The following is a 21103-nucleotide window of genomic DNA, read 5'->3' as shown; positions in this document are numbered from 1 at the left end:
ATGATTGCAGCCTTCGACAAACGCAACGACGCTCGTGAAGTCCGCCCGAGGCAGGTACATGAGTGGCCACTTACTGAGCGTGGAGAACAGCTCCCGGTAGTCCCCGGTCCTCAACCCGCTTCACCGCCTGTGTGTCTGTCTGCCTGCTTACCGATCTTGCTCTGCCGGTGACAGGAAATCGAATCCGCGCTGTCAGCTTGGGAATCGGGTTGATCCGCACGCTGCGGATCTGGTTCGCCGGCCCCCTGCTACGCAGCGTTGACAAGCGGCCCAGCGGTTCGCCGTCGCGTCCCCGTGTTGGCCGTTGTATCGGGCACGGCCGGGCTCCAAAACGCGCGCAATCTTCGGAGCGGGCGCGGTCAGTGGATTTCCGCCATGCCACCGAAACCCTGGCCGGGGGTTAACCCCCGGTTGTATCCGGGGGCGTATCGGATGGTTACGGGGTGCGCATTCACTGAGGCTGGTGGACACATCAGCATCGCCCAAGGCGGGCTCGTTCAAATAGCTACGACCCCCCTGATCCTCGTCTGGAGCGCCCGTTGACCATCCTTGCAACACGTCTCAGCGCCATGCGCGGCTGGCACCGCCCGCTGGTGACGAACGCCACGCTCATGTTCACCCTGACCTTGCTCTCCGCCGTCGGTCTGCTCGTCGACGATCGCCTGCTCATGGGCGAATCGGTCTGGGTGAAGCCGATGAAGTTCGGCTTCGCCATGGGGGTGTACGGCCTGACGCTGGCGTGGCTGCTCAGCAAGCTGAGCAAGGGCAGACGTTTCGGCTGGTGGCTCGGCACCGTTTTCGCGGTCGCCGGTCTGCTGGACGTCGGTGCCGTCCTCTATGCTGCCGCGCACGGCACCATCAGCCATTTCAACAACAACGCCGAGCCTGTCGCTCAAACCGTGCGGACCGTGTTCTCCATCGGCGTCGCGCCGCTCCTGCTGATCACTTTGATCATCGCGGTCCTGGTCCTGATCCAACGCACCGGCGACCGCGCCATGACCTGCGCTCTGCGCGCCGGACTCGGGCTCGCCGTCGCCAGCATGGCCGTGGCCCTCTGGCTCAGCAACTCCTCAGGCGCAACACCCCGCACGGTGACCGACGCCAACGGCAACCCGGTGTCCATGAAGGGCGGCCACGGCATCGGCGACCCCGACGGTAACGGGATGTTCCTTACCAACTGGAGTACGACCGGCGGCGACCTTCGCGTACCGCACTTCGTCGGCTTGCACGCCATCCAGGTGCTGCTGCTCATCACCGCGATCCTGGGTGTGCTCGCGACCAGTCATAGCTGGCTCCGCGACGAACGGGTCCGGGCCCGGCTGGTCGGCGTCGCCGGCCTCGGCTACACCGGTGTGTTCGCCGTGCTCACCTGGCAGGCGAAGCGAGGCATACCGGTCACCCGTCTCGATCGGCAGACACTGATCGCCTTCGCGGGGGTAGCGGTGTTCACACTCGTGACGGCCGCCGCAGTAGTCGTCGCTGCGCGTCGGCGGTCTGCATCGCCCACCGACGCGATGCCCGCCCAGATCTGCTCGGCCGCATCTGCGCATGCCTCGCCGTCCCCCTCGGTCAGATCCCGCTCGTAACGCTGAAATTCGGTAGAAGTCGTGACAGGTAAGACCAGAACCCCATCGCCGCAGACCTGGGTCAAGGGCGGCCCGCAGGGCTTTCTCGCGCACCCGGCCTTGTTCGTATCTTCCATGCGAAGAGAAGGAGCGGACCTTGAATGTGGACAAGGATCTCTGGGACCTCCTCGTGGCCCGCGGCATCGACTACGACACCCCGTTCCGGAGGATGGTCACGTCCCGTGGAGTGGTGTAACTCGAGCCGATCATGTTGGGCCGGCGAGTTGTATCGGAACGTTGTGACTATGACGCGGCCAGAGCGGTCGGCGCCAGTGGTTCGGTCAGATCTCCGCTCGGCTCGCTGATCGGTGCGGCGAGTTGGGCCATGGAACCCTCTGACAGGTAGCGGCGGTCGCTGACCTGCCATTCATCGTGATGTTCGGCCAGCGCCGCACCTGCTAGGCGAGCGAGGGCGGCGGGGTTGGGGAAGACGCCGACGACGTCGGACCGGCGTTTGATCTCCCCGTTCAGCCGCTCCAAGGGGTTGGTCGACCAGATCTTCTTCCAGTGCCGGTGGGGGAAGTCGGCGGAGGTGGTGATGTCGTCGGCCGCATCCAGGAGGATCTGCTCCACGGGTGGGAACTGGCGGCCGAGCATGGTCGCGATCGTGGCGAGCTGAGCGCGGACGGTTTGGGCGGTGGGTTGGGCGAAGATCGTGCGGATAGCGGCGGAGACCATCTCGGCCGAGCCCTTGGGGACGCGGACTAAAAACGTTGCGTACGAAGTGAACCCGGCAGCGCTGCCAGGCTGCGCCGAGGAAGACGGCCCGCAGCGCGGCGACCAGGCCGACGTGCGCGTCGGAGATGACCAGCTGGATATCGTCTAGGCCGCGGGCCCTCAGTGAGGGCAGGAACGCGGTCCAGAACGCGCCGTCTTCGCTGTCGCCGACGGAGAAGCCGAGGATCTCCCGGCGCCCGTCGGCGGAGACGCCGGTGGCGATGACGACGGCCTGGGCGATGGCCCGGTGGTTCACCCTCGCCTTGCCGTAGGTCGCGTCCAGGAACACGTACGGGAAGGCGGTGTGCGAGAGTGGCCGGTCCCGGAAGGCGGCGACCTCGTTGTCGAGGTCGGCGCAGATGCGGGAGACCTCGCTTTTGGAGATCCCGCTGTCGGCGCCGAGGGCTTTGACCAGGTCATCGATGCTTTCCAGGTCAGATGGGGCATGGAGTGGTGCGGCGCCAGGGATTCGCACCCGGAACCTACGGATCAGAAACGATCTCGCTGAGGTGTCGATGTCTCGAACGTGTCGCTGACCAGCGCGGGCGCACCCGGCCGACGTCAGTGACGGGCGGCGAAAAACATGCGAATGTCATCGGCGAGGAGTTGGGGTTCCTCCTGTGCGGCATGGTGCCCGCCTTTGTCGAACTCGTTCCAGTGCACGATAGCGCTGTGATCTCGTTCGGCGAGCGGGCGGATGGAGGGGAAGAAGTCTCCGGCGAAGTACGCCAGGCCCAAGGGAAAGGATGACGGCTCGGCTGGCGGCCGGTTTCCGTGATAACCGGTGAGGGCCGAGGTGCCGGCGGTATCGGTCAGCCAGTAGATCGTGACGTTGGTGAGAATGTAGTCGTCGCTCACCGAATCCGGGAAAAGCTGTAGGTTCCATGCGAGCTGGCCGGCCGGAGAGTCCGCCATTGCGTGCGCGAGAGATTGCGGCTGGGTGGAGTGGACCGTGAGGTAGGCGCTGCTGTCGGCCATGAACCGTTCCATGCGACGCAGTTTCGCCAGGTCGTCCGGTCCCAGCGTGGCCCGCTCCGCCGGATCGCCGGAGGGCAGGGAGAAGATCTGGGTGACGTGCACCCCGAGGACGCGGTGGGGGTCCAGTCGCCCGAGCTCGATGGAGATCATGGATCCGACATCGTTGCCATGCGCGCCGTAGCGTTCATAGCCCAACCGGCGCATCAGCTCCGCCCACGTCGCGGCGATGCGGCGCCGGTTCCAGCCAGGCTCTCGCGGCGCGCTGGAGAACCCGAAACCGGGCACCGAGGGGATGACGAGGTGGAACGCATCGCTCAATCGCTCGATCAGCGGCAAATACTCCACAACAGACATGGGCCAGCCGTGCGTGAGGATGAGCGGCAAGGCGTCTGGGCGTGCCGAACGGATGTGGAGGAAGTGCACGTCAAGCCCGTCGATCTCAGTCATGAACTGCGGGTGGGCGTTGACCCGCCTCTCCCAGACGCGCCAGTCGTAGCCGTCCCGCCAGTACTCCACCAGCTGCCGCACGCGGTCGACGGGCACGCCGAGCCCGTGGCCGGGCAGAGGGCGGGTGAAGCGGGTCCTGGCCAGGCGGGCGGCCAGCTCGTCCAGGCGCGCTTGCGGGATCGCCACTTGGAACGGCCGCATCATGACCGGGCCACCTTGTCCAGCACCCGGGCCAGCTCCGCCGGCGCATTGATCATCGGCCAGTGCCCGGCATTCAGAGTGATCATGTCGTGGCCGGGGAGACCGGGTGGGTCGCCCGGATCGCCCGCACAGGCGATGTAGGTGCGTGGCAGCCTCTCCACTGCGCTGAGGTCGGCCGGCGCCGGGTCCTGGTAGGTGCCGATCGGCTGGCCGACGCCGCGTGCCCGCAGCCACGTCCGGTCCTCGGGGGTGAGCCCGTGCTCACCGAAGCCGGCGTCGATGATCTCGTCGCTCATCACGGGGATCCGCCCGTCCTGGACGGTTTCCGTGATCGCCTCGACGACAGGCGCGGGAGTGATGTCGAACAGGCTCTTGCCCGGCTCGGGCAGGAGCCCGGCGAGGTAGACCACCCGGGCGATCCGCTCGGGGATCGCGTTGGCGGCGATGGTGGCCGGCCCCGCCGTAGGAGTGCGCCACGAGCACCACCTCGCGCAGGCCGGCGAACTCGATGGCGGCCGTGATGTCGCGGGCGTGCGTCGCGAGCGCCGTGGTCGGCGAGCCAAGATGCGCACGGTCACCGAAGCCGGTGAGCGTCAGCGGGTGCACCTGGTGGCCGGACGCGGTCAGCAGCGGCGTGACCCGCTCCCATGCCCACGCGCCAAGGAACGAACCGCCGACGAGAACGATGGTCGGCATGAACCGACTCCCTTCGATCGATCTGTAGCGGCGCCAGACTAGGAAGGATTGTGGACGCTTTCTGCCCTCATTACGATGATGATCGTGTCCCGTCCGGCAACCCGTGTCCTTTCGCTGTTGGAGATCCTTCAGGACCGCGGCCTGGTGCCTGCCGACGAACTCGCCCGGCGCCTGGACGTCGATGCCCGCGCCGTTCGCCGGTACGTCACCGCCCTACGGGAGATGGACATCCCCGTCGAGTCGGTCCGAGGGCGTTACGGCGGCTATCGGCTTGCCTATGGCGTCCGACTGCCGCCTCTGATGCTCGGCGACGAGGAGGCGGTCGCCGTGGCCGTGGCGCTGGCCACGGCGGGTGAGCGGGAGAAGACAGGGGAGCCCAGCCCGACCGACCGCGCGCTGGTCAAGCTCAACCGGATCCTGCCCGCATCGCTGCGCCAACGCGTCACCGCGCTGATCGCCGCTACCTCCGCCACTACGGGTCCGTTGACCCCCGAACCGCATCTGGCGCTGACGCTGGCCGAGGCCGTCCATTCCCGCCGCACCGTCCGGATCGAGCACACCCGCGGCGCGCGCGATGTGGATCCCTACGGGCTCGTCGTGCACGCACGCGCCTGGTACCTGGTCGGACACGACCATCTCCGCGACGCGGTCCGCATGTTCCGCCTGGACAGGATCGGCGGCGCCGCCGAACTATCCCGTCAGTTCACCCCACCCAGCGGGTTCGACCCCGTGGCGCACGTCCTGCACACGTTGACGCTCGGCGCCTGGACCCACCGCACCGAGGTGTGGCTGGACACCGACCTGGAGACCGCGCGCAACCACCTGCCTGCCACCTTCGGCGACCTCTACTCCTGTGCCGACGGTGGTGTCATCCTGATCAGCGGGGCAGAAGACCTGCCGGCCATGGCGCGGATTCTCACCGGTCTGCCCTGGCGTTTCACCGTCAGGAACCCGCCCACCCTGGTCACGGCGCTCGCCGAGCACGTCACCGCTCTCGCCCAAGCCGTCGCCCGCTCCCAATCGGCACTGTAGGCGCCGGCACCCCCATATCGAGGCCTCTTCCGATGTCCTGAACCAGCACACTATTGGCGCCCCGGCCGAAGCCCAGGACCTCGTCTTCGGCTGGGGCCTACGGCCCTTCTGGCGACCTTGTCGAGTCTGGTGGGGCGTGCTCCCAGTGGTCGGCGAGGAGGGCGGGAGAAGGGGCGGTCCCGGCAATCGAGGATGGTGGGGGCGCAGGCCGTCGAGAGCGATGGTGATCGTCCGTTTCCGGGCGTTGCGTGCTGAGTCGATCAGGTCGGTGCGGCCCTGACAGTCGAGTTGTTCGATCAGCGGGGACTTGCCGAGTTGCTCGATCAGGAGCGAGATGTCCATGACCTACCACCTCATTGGCAGCCCGCGCCGGCCTCCATCGCGGCACCTATCAGCGGCGAGGAGCGTCAGGTTGCAGCGCGATCGGGCTCACCTCAGCCAGCTACGGCCTTCAGGAGACGACCAATGATCATCCCGGAGCCGGAGTGCCCCCGCCGGAGGCATCTCGACTTCGCACTCGATGCCTTGCCCTACTCATCACATTCGGACAAATATCAGATAAGGGAATTTAACGCCTCAGATTTATATTAGGTGGCCCAATTTCCATATTTAGGAAATGCCTGGAAGAACTCTAGAAAATCTCTTAAGGGCCACATATCCTTCGCTATGGCGCGATCCAAAAGGGTCGTTCTTGAACGGAGAGAAACGAAGGGAGTCGACATGCCGGATGTCGACCTCGGGGTGGCCACCGAGTGGGATGAAGGTGACACTCACGGCCGAATCAAGCTGCGCCAGAACCAGATCTACCCGACCTCTCCGAAGAAGGGCGTGCTCATAAGCTCACCGATGAGCATCGAGCTTTCGGTGAACACGAACCTTTCCAGCTCTCAAGAGGCGGACAAGATTTATTTCACGACCCACCACGGGTCGCAGAAGAAGATCATCGTGGACTCCAGCGGGAACCTCCACATCGCCGGCCAGGTGAAAACCGGCCAAACGAACATGACTTACGGAACGGGCATGTAGCGCCTCGTGGTGCGTGGGCACTGGTTCGTCGGCTGGCACAGCCCCGACCGGGCGACGGCCGGCGCGGCCGATAGCGTCCGCCAGGACGACAAAATGCTCGCGGCCGGCAGCGACGCACCAGTGCCTGTGCGCGACACCTGATCGGGGTCGGCGGAGTTCCCGTCGGCCCCGATCAGTAGAAGGAAATGACTACCTCTGCTCGGATAGGGCCCGCCGCCTCGAAGAGGTGTGTTGTGTCCATCGCAAGATGTCGAGCAGTTGTTGACGCGGAAGATGATTGCACTCCGAATGCTCATCCCCGCAAGATCTCGATGGATTTGCGCCATCAGCGTCAAAGTCCATCGAAATGGTCAAGCTAATTGGGTGGCACGCCCGCTTCTTTAGCCTCCTGAGGGAACTCCCGGGCTGCTCCTGCTGAAGTCGTCGAAATCGACGTCTCCGCTAGCCGCCGCTAGCCATTCGAAAGTTGTCGCTCAGCCCATCCGTTGCTATCTCGAAGGCGGGCACAGTCGCATGCGGGAACGTTCATTGCGTTCACGCCGGCCTCGATCACTACGCCGGTAACGCTCCGCATTCGAGGCTCAACCTGATACTCCCAACCGGGTCTGTCTCGTCAGCGGCTGCCGGCAGCGTCGATGTGCTCAAGGGGCGCCGGGGCGCGTACAACAAGGAACGCCTTCAGGCGGGGAGATCGTCCATTCTGGTGATCGGGCGGTGGGCACCTGCGGGACGGCAACCGCCGAGCACCCACTCAGGCGATGGCATGGCCATCAGTACGCCGACTGCCCGACTGCGAGCACCTGCGGCAACCAGCAGATCGTCCGTCCGCTGGTTGCCGAGTTGCCGACCTCAATTCTTGAGGTTTCACCTATTTCCCGGAGTCGGCGCCGCCGGATCCGCTGCGATCGGCGGCGATTTCGCCGTACACCTTCGGATGTTCAGGCCTTGACGGCGACGTCCGGGGCGGCGCGGTCGAGGTGCTCGCGCAGCCGCTCGCCCTCGATGTCGACGTTGGGCAGAACACGCGCGAGCCAGCGGGGCAGCCACCAGGCGCGGGCGTCCAGCAAGGACATCACGGCCGGCACGATCGTCATTCTGACCACGAAAGCGTCGACGGCCACGCCGAGGGCCAGGGCGAAGCCGATCGATTTGATGATCGGGTCATCCATGAACACGAAGCCGCCGAAGACCGAGATCATGATCAGCGCGGCGGCGGTGACGACGCGGGCACCGTGTCCCATCCCGGAGATCGTCGCCTGCCGTGCCGTGTCGCCGTGGACGAAGTCCTCGCGCATCCGGGAGACCAGAAAGACCTGATAGTCCATGGCCAGCCCGAACAGGATGCCGATCAGCAGGATGGGCAGGAAGCTGACCAGCGGCCCGGGAGTGTCGACGCCGAACAGGTCGCTCAGCCGGCCCTGCTGGAAGACCGCGACGGTGATGCCGAAGGTGGCACCCACGGTGAGCAGGAAGCCGAGCGCGGCCTTGATCGGGACCAGGACGGACCGGAAGACCAGCATCAGCAGCAGCACCGACAAGCCGACGACAAGCAGCAGGTAGACGGGCAGCGCGTCGGCCAGCTTCTCGGAGACGTCGATGCCGATCGCGGTCTGGCCGGTCAGGGAGACGTCGCCGATCTTCGCGACCTTGGCGCGGATGTCGTGCACGAGGGTCTCGGTGGCCTCGTCGGTGGGGCCCGTGGCCGGGAAGACGGCCAGCAGGGCGGTAGTGCCCGAGGCGTTGAGCTGCGGCGGCGTGACCGCCAGCACCCCCTTGGTGGCCTGGATCGCCGCCGCGGCCTCCTTCGCGGCACGCGTCGTGGCCTTGGGGGACTCGCCGGTGACGACGGCGGCCAGCCGGCCGTTGAAGCCGGGGCCGAAGCCCTCGCTGATGAGGTCGTACGCCCGACGGGCCGCGCTGCCCTCTGCCGCCGTTCCCGCGTCGGGCAACGCCAGGCGCATCTGCGCGGCCGGTACGGCAAGGCCGCCCAGGACAAGCACCCCCGCCACGATGAACGGCACCCGCCAGCGGGTCACGACGTACGCCCAGCGGAACCCGAAACCGGGGCGCGCCGCGGCGGGGTCGTGCTCCGCCCCGCGTTCCTTGCGTGGCAGCACCCGGAGCCCGGCGAAGCCGAGCAGGGCGGGCTGGAGGGTGATGGCGACGAGGACGGCGACGGCCACGGTGGCGGACGCGGCCAGGCCCATCACGCTGAGGAACGGGATGCCGACCACGGCCAGGCCCGCGAGGGCGATCACCACCGTGGCTCCGGCGAAGACGACGGCCGAGCCCGCGGTGCCGACGGCCCGTGCGGCGGCCTCCTCCGGGTCGAGCCCGTCCCGTAGGTTCTGCCGGTGACGTGAGGTGATGAACAGCGAGTAGTCGATGCCGACAGCCAGGCCGAGCATGAGGGCAAGGACCGGGGCGGTGCTGGTGAGCTCGATGGTGCTACTCAGGGCGAAGAGCCCCGCCATGCCGGCGCCGACGCCGATGAGCGCGGTGAGCAGAGTCATCCCGGCCGCCACGAGCGAGCCGAAGGTGATGATGAGAACCACGGCCGCCACGGCGACACCCAGGCCCTCGGTCCCGCCGATTTCCGTCCCCGTCCCCGTCACCTCGCCGCCGTGCTCCACCCGCAGCCCTGCCGCCCGCGCGCTCTTCCCGCTGTTCTCGTACGCGGTGCGCTGCGCGTCGGTCAGCTTGTCGCGGGGCTCGGCGAACTGCACCTGCACCAGGGCGTAGCGGCCGTCCTGGGACACGGCACCGGCCTGGAAGGGGTCGAGGGCCGCCACCACGCCCGGAAGCGCGGCGGCCTCCTTGGTGAGTGCCTGTAGCGCGGCCCGGTTGCCGGCCGAGGCGAGCGCCTGCCCCTCGGGGGCGGCGACCACGATCGTGCCGGTGGCGCCCACGGCCTGTGGGAACTGCTTGGCCAGCGCGTCGAGTGCGCGCTGGGACTCGGTTCCCGGCATGGTGAAGTCACCGGTGGTCGGCCCGTTGAACGCCGCGGCCGACGCGCCGAGGGCCGCCAGTACGGCGATCCACAGGGCGAGCACCATCCGCCGGTGGCGGAAGGATGCGCGGCCGATCCGGTAAAGCAGTGTGGCCATGGAGAGAGGGATCCTTCTCAGGAGCGGGTGGGATCGCGGTCAAGGGTGCGCAGCGCGCACCGGACGAGTACGGCGCGCAGCTCGTCATCCGGTAGCGGGACCGGGCTCACGCCGACGACGGGCACGGACCCGAGCACCATCAGCGCGGCCACGCGAGCCTCGGGATCGGCGGAGTGACCGGCGAACGCGTCGATCAGCCGGTCCATCTTGTCCGGCACCCCGGCCAGTGCCGGGTGGCGGAGCATCTCCGGAATGTCGTCATAAATGATCTTGACCTCGCGTCGGAATCGGAGCATGAGGTCGACGAATCCCGCGACGGCCGGGAGGACGGCCTCGTCGCCTTCCAGGCCGGTCAGTCGCGCGTCGAGCTCGGCGAGCGCCTCCGCCGCGGGGATCAGCAGTTCGGTGAGGATCGCGTCCTTGCCGTCGAAGTGGTACAGCAATGCCGCTTTGGAGCAGTCGACCTCGCGGGCGATGTCCTGCAAGGAGGTGGCTTTGAAGCTGGTCGCGGCGAATAGCCGGGATGCCGTTTCGAGGATCTCCCTGCGGAAGCCGGAACTGTTGCGCGCCATGGACGCCACACTACTTGACCGATCGGTCAGATGCTGACCGATCGGCCAGTTTTGTGATCGTTGCCACAGAAGGGGCAGAGGTGGCCGGCCCGATCGCCGATGAGCCGGCTACAGGTGCCGGATCGCGGCGGCGGACAGGCAGGAGCGTCGGCCGGCCAGGCGTGCCGCCTCTCCCGCCACCTCGAACGCGCCGGTGAGGCGGATGTCATCGGAGGAGGCCCCGGCCTGGACCTCGACCGGGCCGGGTTCCAGTACGAGGTCGCCGTCGCGGCCGAGGTGGCCGAGCCGGCTCAGTTCGACGGTGAACTCGACGCGGGCCGACGCGCCGGGGTCGAGTGAGACCCGGGCGAAGCCGGCCAGCTCCCGGGCGGTACGGGTGATGCCGGTCGCATGGTCGGAGAGGTAGAGCTGGACGACCTCGGTTCCGGCGCGCCCGCCGGTGTTGGTCACGGTGAGCGAGATGGCGATCGCCGCACCGGGCTCCACTCGTTGGGGGGCGACGGCCAGGTCGCGGTAGTCGAAGGTGGTGTAGCTCAGGCCGTGGCCGAAGCAGTATGGCGGGGTCGAGGGCAGGTCGAGATAGCCCTTGTGGGAGACGGTGGCGGCGCGCCGGTATCCGGAGCCGCGCAGCTGACCGCTGTGGGTCGGGACCCGGCCCGCGTGCCGGGGCAGCGAAACGGGCAGCTTGCCGCTCGGGTTCACCTCGCCGAACAGCACGTCGACCAGGGCGTCGGCGGCCCGCGGCCCGCCGTAGGCGGTGTGCAGCAACGCGGGCAGGTCCTCGGCGACCGCGGTGAGCGCGACGGGCCGGCCGGTGCGGACGATCCCGACCGCGGGCGTCCCGGTCGCGGTCACGGCCTTGACCAACTCCACCTGTACGGCGGGCAGGTCGATGTTCGCGGTGTCGCCGGGCTCGCCCTCGGTGTCGGGGCTGAACCAGCCGCCGCGCCCGCCCAGGGCCACGACGACCACCTCGGCGTTTCTGGCCGCCTCGACCGCGGCCGCCGGCCCGGCAGGGTCGGCCTCGGTCACCCCGAAGCCCGGCACGACGGTGACCTCGGCATGCGGCACGAGCCTGCGCACGGCGTCGGCGAGGGACTCGGCCTGCGGGCCGACGATGGCGATGCGCGCCACCTGGCGCGACAGCGGCAGCAACTCGTCGTTGTGCAGCAGCACGATCGACTGCCGGGCGAGCCGGTCGGCCGGCTCCACGCCTTCGCGGGCCACTGACAGCGGCGTGACCGGGTTCTCGCTGACGTACGGCTGGTCGAACAGGCTGAGCGCGGACGTGGACCCAGCCGGTTTGATGGCCGCCTCGGAGGGCCGGGTGTAGACCTCGTACAGGTCGCGGGGCTCCTGGGACAGCATGCTGGTGAGCTGCTGGGCCTTCTCCTCGACGGTCATCTGTTCCAGCAGCTTGCCCACGCGATCGTTCACAAGGTCTCCCCGTTCTTGCGAGCGAGGGCGCCGAGGTAGCGGGCGCTGTCCTTGACGGTGCGCGTCTGGGTGGCGCGGTCGACGGCGATGATGCCGAAGGTGGGGGCGTAGCCGAGCATCCACTCGAAGTTGTCCAGCGCCGACCAGTAGTAGTAGCCGCCCACGTCGATGCCGTCGGCCAGGCAGCGCCGCACGCCTTCCAGAGCCTGGCGGACGTACTCGGTGCGGCGGGTGTCGTCGGTGGTGGCGATGCCGTTCTCGGTGACGATCACCGGCAGGCCGGCCGCGGCCGCGCCGCGGATGACGTTCTCCAGCGATCCCGGGAAGAACTCGTAGCCCATCTGGGTGACCTCGGCCCCGTCGGGGGCCGGCAGGAGGCCGTCGGCGCCGACGCGCATGCGGCTGTAGCTCTGCACGCCGAGAAAGTCGTCGCCGTCGAGGGCGGGCAGGAAGTCCGTGAAGGTCTCGCACCACATCTGCCGCGCCCGCTCCTGCCCGCCCGGCTCGGGGTGGTAGTCCTGCAGGGCGAGGGTGAGGCCGACGCGGGTGTCCGGGCTGACTTCCCTGATCTCGGCGCGGGCGGCCGTGTGTGCCTGCATGATCACCTCGTTGGCGGCCTGGTCGTAGGCGAACAGGAAGGGGTTGACCCGGTCGGGAGTGGTGTCCAGGGCGTGGGCGGCGGCGGACAGCCAGGCACCGAGTCCGCCGGCAGGGGCGTCGCCGAGCCCGACCGGGGCCAGTTCGAGCAGGTCGCCGGCGATCTGACGTACGACGGGGCCGATGTTGGCCTCGTTGATCGTGCATACGTAGGGGATGAGCGGGCCGAGTTCGGCCATGACCGTGCGGCAGTAGGCCGCGAAGCGCTCGGGGGTGCCCGGGGCGCTCCAGCCGCCGAGCCTCATCAGCCAGCGCGGGCTGGTGAAGTGGTGCAGCGTGACCATCGGGGTCAGGCCGTGCTCGTGGCAGGCGTCCAGCACGTCGCGGTAGTGGGCCAGGGCCGCCCGGGAGTATCTGCCCGGCTCGGGCTCGACCCGGGCCCATTCGACGGAGAAGCGGTAGCTGGTCAGCCCCAGCTCCGCGAGCAGAGCCACGTCCTGGCGGTAGAGCCGGTAGTGGTCGCAGGCGTCGCCGCTGGGCTCGGCGAAGATCGTTCCTGCGGTGTTCTCCAGCACCCAGAAGTCGCTGTTGACGTTGTTTCCTTCGACCTGGTGGGCGGCGGTCGCAGCGCCCCACAGGAAACCGTCCGGAAAGCTCATCCCTGGCCCCATTCACTAACGCGCGTTACCAACGCGCGTTAGCACGCTAGCATTGGGCTCTGCCGTACGGGCAAGCCAAGGTTTGATAACGGGGAGGGGCGCATGGCCAAAGCCGCGAGGCGGGTCACCAGCGCCGACGTGGCCCGGGCCGTCGGCGTCTCCCGCACCACGGTGAGCTTCGTGCTCAACGACCGGCCGGGCCAGTCCATCCCCGAGGAGACCAGGCGCCGCGTGCTGGAGGCCGCCCAGCGCTTGGGCTATCGGCCACACGCCCCGGCTCGCGCCCTGGCAGCCGGGCGCAGCGACATCGTGCTGCTGTCGCTGCACTCGATGACGCAGGGGCCGACCGTCACCAGCGTCGTCGAGGGCCTGGCCGCCGCGCTGGCGGCCAGGCGGCTCACGCTCGTTCTGCACCTGGGAGGCGAGGGCACACGCCCGCTGCCCGATGTCTGCGCCGCCGTCGCGGCCTCGGCGGTCCTGGGCCTGGAGCCCTTCGACGCCGCCACCTCCGCCGCGCTGTACGAGGCCGGCGCCGACGTGGTGTTGCCGACCGAGACCGACAGCCTCGCCGACTACCAGCGCGAGGTCGGCCGTCTGCAGGCCGAGCACCTGATCGCCAGGGGGCACGGGCGCATCGGCTACGCCACCCCCGGCATCGCGCTCGCCGAGCCGATCGCGAACGAGCGCCTGCGCGGCGTGGGACAGGCCTGCGCGGCCGCCGGGCTGGCGCCACCGGTGGTGCTGACCGTGGACCTGGAGGCCGACAGCGCGGCGCGGGCCGTGGCCGGCTGGCGGCAGGAGGGCGTGAGCGCGGTGTGCGCCTACAGCGACGAGGTCGCCGTCGCCGTCCTGGCGGGCCTGCGGGAGCGGGGCCTTGCCGCCCCGGACGACCTGGCTGTCGTGGGGGTGGAGGACATGCCGACCGCACGGCTGGCCGGGCCGCCGCTGACCACCGTCGCCTTCGACAGCCACGCGCTGGGCCGGGAACTGGCCGACGCGGTGCTGGAGGCCCTGGAAGGCAGGCGGTACGGCCTGGCCGCGGACGCCCGGCACTTCCGACTGATCCCACGCTCGTCCACCTGATCAGCCCTCGATCAGGTCGCGGCAGAGCACCCGGGTGAAGGCGTCCATCGCCGCCAGCATGTCGAAGGACTCATCCAGCAGCCACTGCTCCTCCAGCCCGGTGATCGCGGCGATGATGAGCGACGCGGTCGCGACGGGGTCGGCGTCGGCGCGCACGCGACCGGCGGCGATGTCCTGCGCGATCACCGTGGCCAGGTCCGTGCGATAGGTGTGGACGCGCCGCCTGGCCCACTCCCGCGCCAGCTCGGGAACCTCGTCGGAGCCGGACGTGCCGAGGTGCCCCAGGCGGGTGAGCCCGCGATTGCCGCGGGCCTGGGCGAGCATGTCGTGCACGATCTCCAGGGCGCACACCAGGTTGGGCCCCTCGGCCGCGCGGTCGCTGCCGGCGGCCAGCAGGACCTGCCGGTCGCGCTCGGCCAGCACCTCGGCGAGCAGTGCCTCCTTGCTGGGGAAGTGGTGCAGCAGGCCCGGTTGGGTGATCCCGGCCGCCTCGGCGACGGCCGCGATCGAGGTGCCCCGATAGCCGCGGGCCGCGAAGAGGTCGAGAGCGACGTTCAGGATCTTGGCGCGCCGGGCCGCCCCGGCGCGCTCGGCGCCACGTGTCCTGGCCATCCGCCGACCCTAACGCACCCCCTTGATCGGCAGGACCGCCAGCGCGCCCAGGACCGTGATGATCGCCACCGCGCCGTACAGCGGGCCGTACCCGCCGAACGCCGACACGACGGCCCCTGCGGCGGCGGGTGCCACCGTGTTGGGCAGGGTCGCGGCCAGGTTGAGCACACCCAGGTCCTTGGCGAAGTCGTCGCGGCTGGGCAGCACCTCCGAGACCAGGGCCTGGTCGACGGAGATGAAGACGCCGAAGCCGATGGTCGCGACGATGGCCGAGACGAGCATGCCGGCCACGGTCGGCATCAGCAGCGGGACGAGCGCCGACAGGGAGATGACCAGCCCGCCGGTCAGGGTGAGCGGCTTGCGCCTGCCCATCCGGTCCGACAGCGGTCCGGACACGGCGATCGCGACCAGGAAGCCGGGCACGCCCGCCAGCCCGAGCAGGGGCGTCAGCCTGGCGGCCTCCTCGGCATCGAGGCCGAGGTAGTCCTGGGCGATGTAGAAGCTGTAGGTGAGGGCCATGTAGTAGCCGCCGAAGATGAGGATGCGGCCCAGGAACGCCCAGAAGAAGTCGGGGTGGCGCACGGGGTTGACCCAGAACGCCTTGAGGAAGGCCGCCGCGGAGAAGGGCGGCCGGGCCAGGTCCCGGTTGCCGGGGTCGCGGTTCAGCACGACGAACAGCAGGATGACCGCCAGGACGACGACCGAGAAGGTGGCGTAGCCGGCGGGGATACGGCTGAGGAACAGGGAGGCCAGGACCGGTCCGAGGATCGCTCCGAGGACCTGGCCCAGCCCGATCAGCGTCGAGTAGCGGCCGCGCAGCCGGGTGGGCACCCGATCCGGCATGATCGCCCCCAGCGGGCCCTGGAAGGCGTTGAAGCCGAACTGGACCAGCATCATCGCCGCGATCAGCAGGGCCACGGTGCTCGCCTGGCCCGCCAGCAGCAGTGCGGCGAAGCCGATGGCCGCGCCGGCGACCATCCACGGTGCCCGGGCGCCGAAGCGGGTGCGGGTCCGGTCGGACAGCAGGCCGATGACGGGTTGGGCGACCATCGCCGCGCAGGCGCTCAGGGTGTTGATGAGAGCCAGGTTCCCGACCTTGGCCCCGTTGTCGATGGCCTGGACCTGGATCGGCAGGAAGTAGCCGGAGGTGGCGTAGGCCAGGGGCGCGGCGGCGCCGACGAAGGGCACGGTGAGGAAGAGCCGCCGCAGCGAGGCGGGCACGGCTTCCTTAGTGCGGGGCATCGCGCTGCAGTGCGTCACCCGCGAGCTGCCACAGCTCCCGCACCTGGGAGTGGAAGAGGTCGCGGCCGTGCGAGGGGAGGGCGAAGACCAGCGGGGCGCCGCGCAGGACGCCCTCGACGGCCTCGCGGGCGACCTGCCCCGGCTCGATGGCCATCGGGACGGGGCCGGTGCCGAACGGCTCGGCTGCCCGCCGGCCGAAGGTGCCCGGGCGGTTGCGCTGGGAGTCGAGGATGCGGGTGTCGACCTGGCCGGGACACAGGACGGTGACGCCGATGCCGTCGGGCTCCAGCTCGGTCCGCAGGCCGAGGGAGAGCGCGACGATGGCGTTCTTGGTGGCGCTGTAGAGGGCGGTGAAGCCCGGGTCGGGCAGGAAGGCGTGGGTGGAGGCGGTGTTCATCACGTGCCGCCACCCGCCCTGCCCGCGCATCCTGGGCAGGAAGGCGTGCAAGCAGTTGAGCAGGCCCTCGACGTTGACCGAGGACAGCCACCGCCAGTCGCCGACCGAGGAGTCGGCGATCGTGCCGAACAGCAGCACACCTGCGTTGTTGCACAGCAGCTCGACCGAGCCGAACTCGGCGTAGGCGGCCCGCGCGAGAGCCTCGGCCGACTCGGGGTCGGTGACGTCGGTGGGCACGCCGAGGGCGGGCCCGTCCAGCTCGGCGGCGACGCGTCGTGCGCCCGCGCCGTCGATGTCGGCCACGACGACCGCCATCCCGCGCGATGCGAGTTCCGCGCAGAGAGCGGCCCCGATGCCGCTGGCCCCGCCGGTGACGACCGCCGTACGGCCCTGGAGTTGATCAGACATCGGCATCCCTTCGGAAAGATGCCGCGAGCATACTTACCAAGCACTCGGTAGGCTAGGGGTGATCGGGCGCAGGCCGAGCGGAAGAGGTAGTGATGTCCATCCGAGCAGGCGTGGTCGAGGGTCCTCTGGGCGAGGTGCTCCGCGTGATGATGGCTTCGGAACCGGTCGACCAGGAGCGGAGCGCCGCCGAACTGCGCGAGGAGAACGCCCAGCTGTGGCGAGCCTCGCTCGAGTTCGTGGTCAGACCCGCCCCCGAGGGCGTCGCCACCGAGGACCTGGAGATCCCGGGCGAGGGCGGCGTGATCGGCGCGCGGATCTACCGCTGCGAAGGCGCGGTGGGAACCCACGTGTTCTTCCACGGGGGCGCCTACTGGCTGGGCAGCGTGGAGCTGTCCGACATCCACAGCCGCTGGCTGGCCAAGCTGTCCGGGGTCGCGATCGTCTCGGTCGACTACCGGCTGGCGCCCGAGCATCCCTACCCGATTCCGATCGACGACTGCGCGGAGGCGACGGCCTGGCTCGCCGCCAACGGCGCGGAGCTGGGCCTCGACCCCTCGTCGCTGTCGGTGGGAGGGGAGAGCGCGGGCGCGAACGCGGCGGCGGTCGTCGCCCTGCGTTGCGCGGCCGGTGACGGGCCCAGACTGGTCGCCCAGGTGCTCAGCGTGCCATTGACCGACTGGCTCGACGACGCGATCTACGAGGCGGAGATGGACCCGCGGTGCACTCCCACCGCCGCCGACCTCGCGCTGGCCCGTCGCCACCTGTTCGGCGAGTCTCCCCGCTCGGAGCAACTGCTCGCGGCCTCACCGCTGCGCGCGGCGATCCCGGACGGCATGCGCGGCATCAAGACCATGATCATGACCAATCAGTTCGACCGGCTGCGCGACTCTGGTCAGGCTTACGCCCAGCTGCTCCTGCGGGAGGGCGTGGAGGTGACGACCTATCACGCCCCGGACATCTTCCATGGCGGGACCGGCATGACCGCCCTGTCGGCCTCCGCCCGCCGTTACGAAGCCGTCTACGCGGCCTACGTACGTGAAACGCACGTGAACCGGGATCTGCGCTGCGCATGAAAGATCAAGTTCTGGCTCGGCGCGAGCGGACAGTCTCCGCAGACGGTGCGGTTGCTACGCCGTCATGAACGCGACCGGCGGGCGGAGAAGACACGTCGCGGGGAGGCCTGGGACGACACGGCGCAGACTCGCCGGGGCGGCAGCTCGGTGGCGCCGGACTACCTGACCTACCGGTTCCATGGGCTGGTGCTGAGGAGCGGGCTACCGCCGGTGCGGTTGCACGACCTGCGGTACGGCGCGGTCACGATGGCGCTGGCCGCACATGTGGATCTACCGGTCGTACAGGACCAGGTCGGCCACGCCAGCATCGTGCTGACCGCCGACACCTACACCTCGGTGCTACCGGAGCTGCATCACCGGGCGGCCAGGGCGACGGCACGGCTGGTGCTGTCGGCGGCGCGCGGGACCGCCCGACGGGTGCGCCGGGGGCGATGCGGCTGGATGACCCAGGTGTGACCCATCCGTGTCCCAGGCCATGATCGAGTGATCTCCCGTTAAGGCGCACGCCCAGGTCAGTGTGGTGGGGCGCCAGGGATTCGAACCCTGAACCTACGGATTAAAAGCGCCATGGATCAGTGTCGCCCGGTGTCGCACCGTGTCGTTTCACACCGTTTCGTCCGCCATTCTCCCTGCCGCTCTGCCGGGTGATGACACCGTGTGCCGTGCTGTACCGGGGACAGGCGAGCAACCAGCGAGCAAACACGGATCGCTTGACCATCGCCGGGTTGCCCACGCGCCCTACGCGGAGTGGTCGCCCAAGTCGGCTACCGCGCCCAGCATGACGTTCTGATCGAGTTGGTCAAGCGATCGCGGCGATATCACCGTCATCGAAGTAGATCGACTGGTGGAGTCGGCCTCCGAGGGCGGCCGCGTAGCGGGCCAGGATGTCCTGGCCAGAGATCTTGCCCTGCTCGATCTGAGAGATGCGCCCCTTGGTGACCCCCATGCGCTCGGCCACCTGCTGCTGAGTCAGGCCACGGCTGCGGCGGATCTCCGCCAGCCGATGTCCCTGGACCTCGGCCAGAAGCTCCCGCTTACCGGCTTCGACCGCTTCCTCGCCGCCGGCCCGCTCGACATGCTTCGCCCGGATATCGTTCCAGCGAACGTACCCGCTCATCTGCCCTCCTCCTGCTGAGCGCGCTCCTTTAGATAGACCTCAAACCGGTGCTCGGCCAGCGGAATGGCCTCCTCGTACCAGCTTTTCCATCGCCCGGCCTTGTCGCCGGCGACCAGCAGGATGCTGGAGCGCCACGGGTCAAAGGCGAACAGGACGCGTACCGTGCCGGGCCGGAGTTCCTTGAGGTTCTGAATCGACGATCCGCTGATCGTATCGACCAGCGGCCGTCCCAGCCCGGGGCCACCTTCGGCGAGCGCGTCGATGGCCTGCACCACCCTGGCGTGGGTGGCATCGTCGAGCTGCTCGATCCATTCGCGGACCTCGGTTACGAGGTAGACGTCCCATTCCTCTCCGGCCACCTATGGAGTATAGCAATAGGTATACCTCAGAGGTCCATGAGCAGGCCCGGTGGCTCCGGCTTTCGACAGGCGATGCAATTGCCGTAGAGCCCGCTCCAGCGCAGAGTCCCGGGCTATGTACCCAGGGTCATGGATATACATTGCCAACCTCGACCGGCCACCATCGGTTCGCGGTGAAGGCCAGCACTACAGCCACCTCCCACCCGATCCGGGCGAGGTGGCTGATCTCCGGTGGCACGGCCAGCGGACCGATGTCCTCGTCGAACCAGAGCTTGCCCGGCTCAACTGATCGGAAGGGGAATGCCCTCCTCCACCCAGCGATCAGTGGTATCCGGGTCACGATGCGGAGTCTTCAGCGACGACCGGTGCAGCGCCTCGGCCAGACGGTCCGCCTTGGGCGGGTCGCGCGCCGCATCGGCGGCTCGCGCGGCTTGGGCGGCTGCCATTTCCCGCTCGATCACGCCCTGCTCGGCGAGCCATGTGACGAGCTTCTTGGTGACGGTTCCGGCAGCGAGTAGTAGTCCCTGGACCGCCATCACTTTGCGGATCATGAAATAGCCGAGAAACTCGCTCAGCATGCTCTCGATGTATCCCGCGTCCAGCAGTCGGGTGAAGGCGTCCTCGTCACCGTTGTCGAAGGTTTCGCGCCACCGCTTCTCGTCCTCCTCGTCCAGGATGTTGGGACCGTACATGTTCATGCAGTCCCGGAAGAGGTCGATCACCTCCTCATAAGTGTGAAAGGTCCGCGGAGCCGATCGGGCGCGCTGCTCGTTCAGAAACCGGGTAAGCGCCTCGTCGATCGTTATCGTCGTCACGCACGGCAGTCTGGTATGCCAAGCGCTCGGCCAGCGTCTGGTTGACGGCGTCCTGGTCGAACGGCACCGGTTCTTCGGGGTAGTCAGGGTTGTAGTCCTCGATTGGGTTGTCGCCATGCCCGTCCACACAGATCGGGATGTCGATCTCCGGGTCGAGGATCTTCTCCAGGACGATCTCGTGCCGCCGGCAGTCGCCGAGGTCGTAGGTGTAGGTGAGCTTCGTCCGCAGGGCGGGCAGCGCCCGGTTCAGCCGGCACAGCTCCTCATCCCCGCAATTCTCCAGCGGGTAGAAAGGGTCGGTGTAGCGGCGCTTGCCGTGCTCGAAGAGATGCAGGTGATCGCCGCTCCAGCCGAACAGCACCTGGATCACCCGATGCAGTGCGCCCAGCGAATAGTTTTCCGGCACCAGGACGCGCCGCCACAACCCGCGTGACAAAGAGATTTTGAGCTGATAGATCGGGATCCGCAGTGGCGCGGCCGGCAATGCCTTCAACAGCCGCGCAGCTTCTGGGTGCCGGCTGTCGCGCACGTCTGCGTGCAGGTCACCGCCCATCATGTCCTTCAGGACATACCAGGCGTCCCTCGCGCTGTAGCGCTCCAGTGCGGCCAGCGCGCCGCGCCGCCCTTGCCTGCGAAGAACGCGGCGAAGAGGAGTGAGCGAGCGCCGACCGTCAGCCGTGTGGGCTCTCAGGTTGAACTGGACAAGTCAGTCTCTCCCTCTGTGTATGCCTCGACGGGCTCGACCCAGCTCGGCGATCGCCGCACGCCCCGCGGCTACACCCTCAACTGCGAAGAGCCGTTTTGAAGCAGTACAGGCACGGTAGAACGGCACTCGAAGCTCCTGGAGTGGCGTTGCGGCCGGCGCGATCGAGGTGAAGGCTCCGCGGGTCAACGACAAGCGCA

Annotated in this window: 20 protein-coding genes and 1 pseudogene; 6 read left to right on the top strand and 15 right to left on the bottom strand. The window is 68.6% G+C overall.

The window, feature by feature from the left end:
* Positions 1-539: 539 nt before the first annotated feature.
* On the top strand, positions 540-1586 hold the full coding sequence (locus tag AWQ68_RS13280; RefSeq protein WP_218006867.1) for a hypothetical protein: 1047 nt from the start codon (positions 540-542) through the stop codon (positions 1584-1586).
* Between the two features lie 282 nt (positions 1587-1868).
* Here the strand turns inward: AWQ68_RS13280 and AWQ68_RS13275 are convergent.
* The 4 genes and pseudogenes from AWQ68_RS13275 to AWQ68_RS46150 all read right to left on the bottom strand — a co-directional run.
* A pseudogene (locus AWQ68_RS13275) lies at positions 1869-2799 on the bottom strand (IS256 family transposase); the annotation flags it as partial.
* Positions 2800-2903: 104 nt separating this feature from the next.
* Complete coding sequence (locus tag AWQ68_RS13270; protein WP_066939880.1) at positions 2904-3971, bottom strand: epoxide hydrolase family protein; 1068 nt, start codon at positions 3969-3971, stop codon at positions 2904-2906.
* Positions 3968-4264, bottom strand: coding sequence for a hypothetical protein (locus AWQ68_RS46155; protein WP_157545254.1), 297 nt, complete (start codon positions 4262-4264; stop codon positions 3968-3970). Before AWQ68_RS46155 ends, AWQ68_RS13270 begins: the two co-directional genes overlap by 4 nt.
* On the bottom strand, positions 4230-4664 hold the full coding sequence (locus tag AWQ68_RS46150) for an alpha/beta fold hydrolase (RefSeq protein ID WP_157545252.1): 435 nt from the start codon (positions 4662-4664) through the stop codon (positions 4230-4232). The genes AWQ68_RS46155 and AWQ68_RS46150 overlap by 35 nt, the downstream gene beginning before the upstream one ends.
* 84 nt (positions 4665-4748) lie before the next feature.
* Between AWQ68_RS46150 and AWQ68_RS13260 the strand changes: the two genes are divergently transcribed.
* The gene (locus tag AWQ68_RS13260; RefSeq protein WP_066940267.1) at positions 4749-5696 is read left to right on the top strand and encodes a helix-turn-helix transcriptional regulator; all 948 of its coding nucleotides are present in this window, start codon (positions 4749-4751) and stop codon (positions 5694-5696) included.
* Positions 5697-6416: 720 nt separating this feature from the next.
* Positions 6417-6722, top strand: a complete 306-nt coding sequence (locus AWQ68_RS13255; protein WP_066939874.1) for a DUF6342 family protein — start codon at positions 6417-6419, stop codon at positions 6720-6722.
* 938 nt (positions 6723-7660) lie between these two features.
* Here the strand turns inward: AWQ68_RS13255 and AWQ68_RS13250 are convergent.
* From AWQ68_RS13250 to AWQ68_RS13235, 4 genes are all read right to left on the bottom strand, one after another.
* Positions 7661-9829, bottom strand: coding sequence for an MMPL family transporter (locus AWQ68_RS13250; RefSeq protein ID WP_066939871.1), 2169 nt, complete (start codon positions 9827-9829; stop codon positions 7661-7663).
* Positions 9830-9846: 17 nt separating this feature from the next.
* Positions 9847-10401, bottom strand: coding sequence for a TetR/AcrR family transcriptional regulator (locus tag AWQ68_RS13245; protein ID WP_066939868.1), 555 nt, complete (start codon positions 10399-10401; stop codon positions 9847-9849).
* 108 nt (positions 10402-10509) lie between these two features.
* Positions 10510-11838, bottom strand: coding sequence for a glycoside hydrolase family 3 C-terminal domain-containing protein (locus AWQ68_RS13240; RefSeq protein ID WP_066939866.1), 1329 nt, complete (start codon positions 11836-11838; stop codon positions 10510-10512).
* Positions 11835-13094, bottom strand: a complete 1260-nt coding sequence (locus tag AWQ68_RS13235; protein WP_066939863.1) for a glycoside hydrolase family 1 protein — start codon at positions 13092-13094, stop codon at positions 11835-11837. The genes AWQ68_RS13240 and AWQ68_RS13235 overlap by 4 nt, the downstream gene beginning before the upstream one ends.
* Positions 13095-13196: 102 nt before the next feature.
* On the opposite strand from AWQ68_RS13235, the gene AWQ68_RS13230 reads away from it, so the two are divergent.
* Positions 13197-14177: a LacI family DNA-binding transcriptional regulator gene (locus AWQ68_RS13230; protein WP_066939860.1), complete on the top strand. Its 981-nt coding sequence runs from the start codon at positions 13197-13199 to the stop codon at positions 14175-14177.
* Here AWQ68_RS13230 and AWQ68_RS13225 read toward each other — a convergent pair whose 3' ends face one another.
* Genes AWQ68_RS13225 through AWQ68_RS13215 form a run of 3 tightly spaced genes read right to left on the bottom strand, consistent with a single transcriptional unit; the run spans position 14178 to position 16836 of the window.
* Entirely contained in the window at positions 14178-14789 is a 612-nt protein-coding gene (locus AWQ68_RS13225) for a TetR/AcrR family transcriptional regulator (RefSeq protein WP_066939857.1), read from the bottom strand. It abuts the gene before it with no gap.
* 9 nt (positions 14790-14798) lie between these two features.
* Positions 14799-16031: an MFS transporter gene (locus AWQ68_RS13220; RefSeq protein WP_084463938.1), complete on the bottom strand. Its 1233-nt coding sequence runs from the start codon at positions 16029-16031 to the stop codon at positions 14799-14801.
* Positions 16018-16836 (bottom strand): SDR family oxidoreductase, encoded by an 819-nt coding sequence (locus AWQ68_RS13215; protein WP_066939854.1) that lies wholly within the window; start codon positions 16834-16836, stop codon positions 16018-16020. The genes AWQ68_RS13220 and AWQ68_RS13215 overlap by 14 nt, the downstream gene beginning before the upstream one ends.
* A gap of 92 nt (positions 16837-16928) precedes the next feature.
* Between AWQ68_RS13215 and AWQ68_RS13210 the strand changes: the two genes are divergently transcribed.
* Both AWQ68_RS13210 and AWQ68_RS13205 read left to right on the top strand, forming a co-directional pair.
* Complete coding sequence (locus AWQ68_RS13210; RefSeq protein ID WP_084463936.1) at positions 16929-17909, top strand: alpha/beta hydrolase fold domain-containing protein; 981 nt, start codon at positions 16929-16931, stop codon at positions 17907-17909.
* A 45-nt stretch (positions 17910-17954) separates the two neighbouring features.
* A complete protein-coding gene (locus AWQ68_RS13205) occupies positions 17955-18365 on the top strand; it encodes a site-specific integrase (protein ID WP_245655893.1) in 411 nt (136 codons plus the stop codon).
* Positions 18366-18708: 343 nt separating this feature from the next.
* On the opposite strand, the gene AWQ68_RS13200 is transcribed toward AWQ68_RS13205, so the two are convergent.
* The 4 genes from AWQ68_RS13200 to AWQ68_RS13185 all read right to left on the bottom strand — a co-directional run bounded on the left by AWQ68_RS13200 (position 18709) and on the right by AWQ68_RS13185 (position 20756).
* The gene (locus tag AWQ68_RS13200) at positions 18709-19026 is read right to left on the bottom strand and encodes a helix-turn-helix domain-containing protein (RefSeq protein WP_066939846.1); all 318 of its coding nucleotides are present in this window, start codon (positions 19024-19026) and stop codon (positions 18709-18711) included.
* Complete coding sequence (locus AWQ68_RS13195) at positions 19023-19385, bottom strand: type II toxin-antitoxin system RelE/ParE family toxin (protein ID WP_066939843.1); 363 nt, start codon at positions 19383-19385, stop codon at positions 19023-19025. Before AWQ68_RS13195 ends, AWQ68_RS13200 begins: the two co-directional genes overlap by 4 nt.
* A 281-nt stretch (positions 19386-19666) precedes the next feature.
* Positions 19667-20107 (bottom strand): hypothetical protein, encoded by a 441-nt coding sequence (locus AWQ68_RS13190; protein WP_066939840.1) that lies wholly within the window; start codon positions 20105-20107, stop codon positions 19667-19669.
* A gap of 4 nt (positions 20108-20111) precedes the next feature.
* Positions 20112-20756: a plasmid pRiA4b ORF-3 family protein gene (locus AWQ68_RS13185; RefSeq protein ID WP_084463934.1), complete on the bottom strand. Its 645-nt coding sequence runs from the start codon at positions 20754-20756 to the stop codon at positions 20112-20114.
* Positions 20757-21103: the final 347 nt, after the last annotated feature.

It is taken from the genome of Microtetraspora fusca, assembly GCF_001570365.1.
GTDB lineage: Bacteria > Actinomycetota > Actinomycetes > Streptosporangiales > Streptosporangiaceae > Microtetraspora > Microtetraspora fusca.
This window is presented reverse-complemented; position numbering and strand designations above follow the sequence as displayed.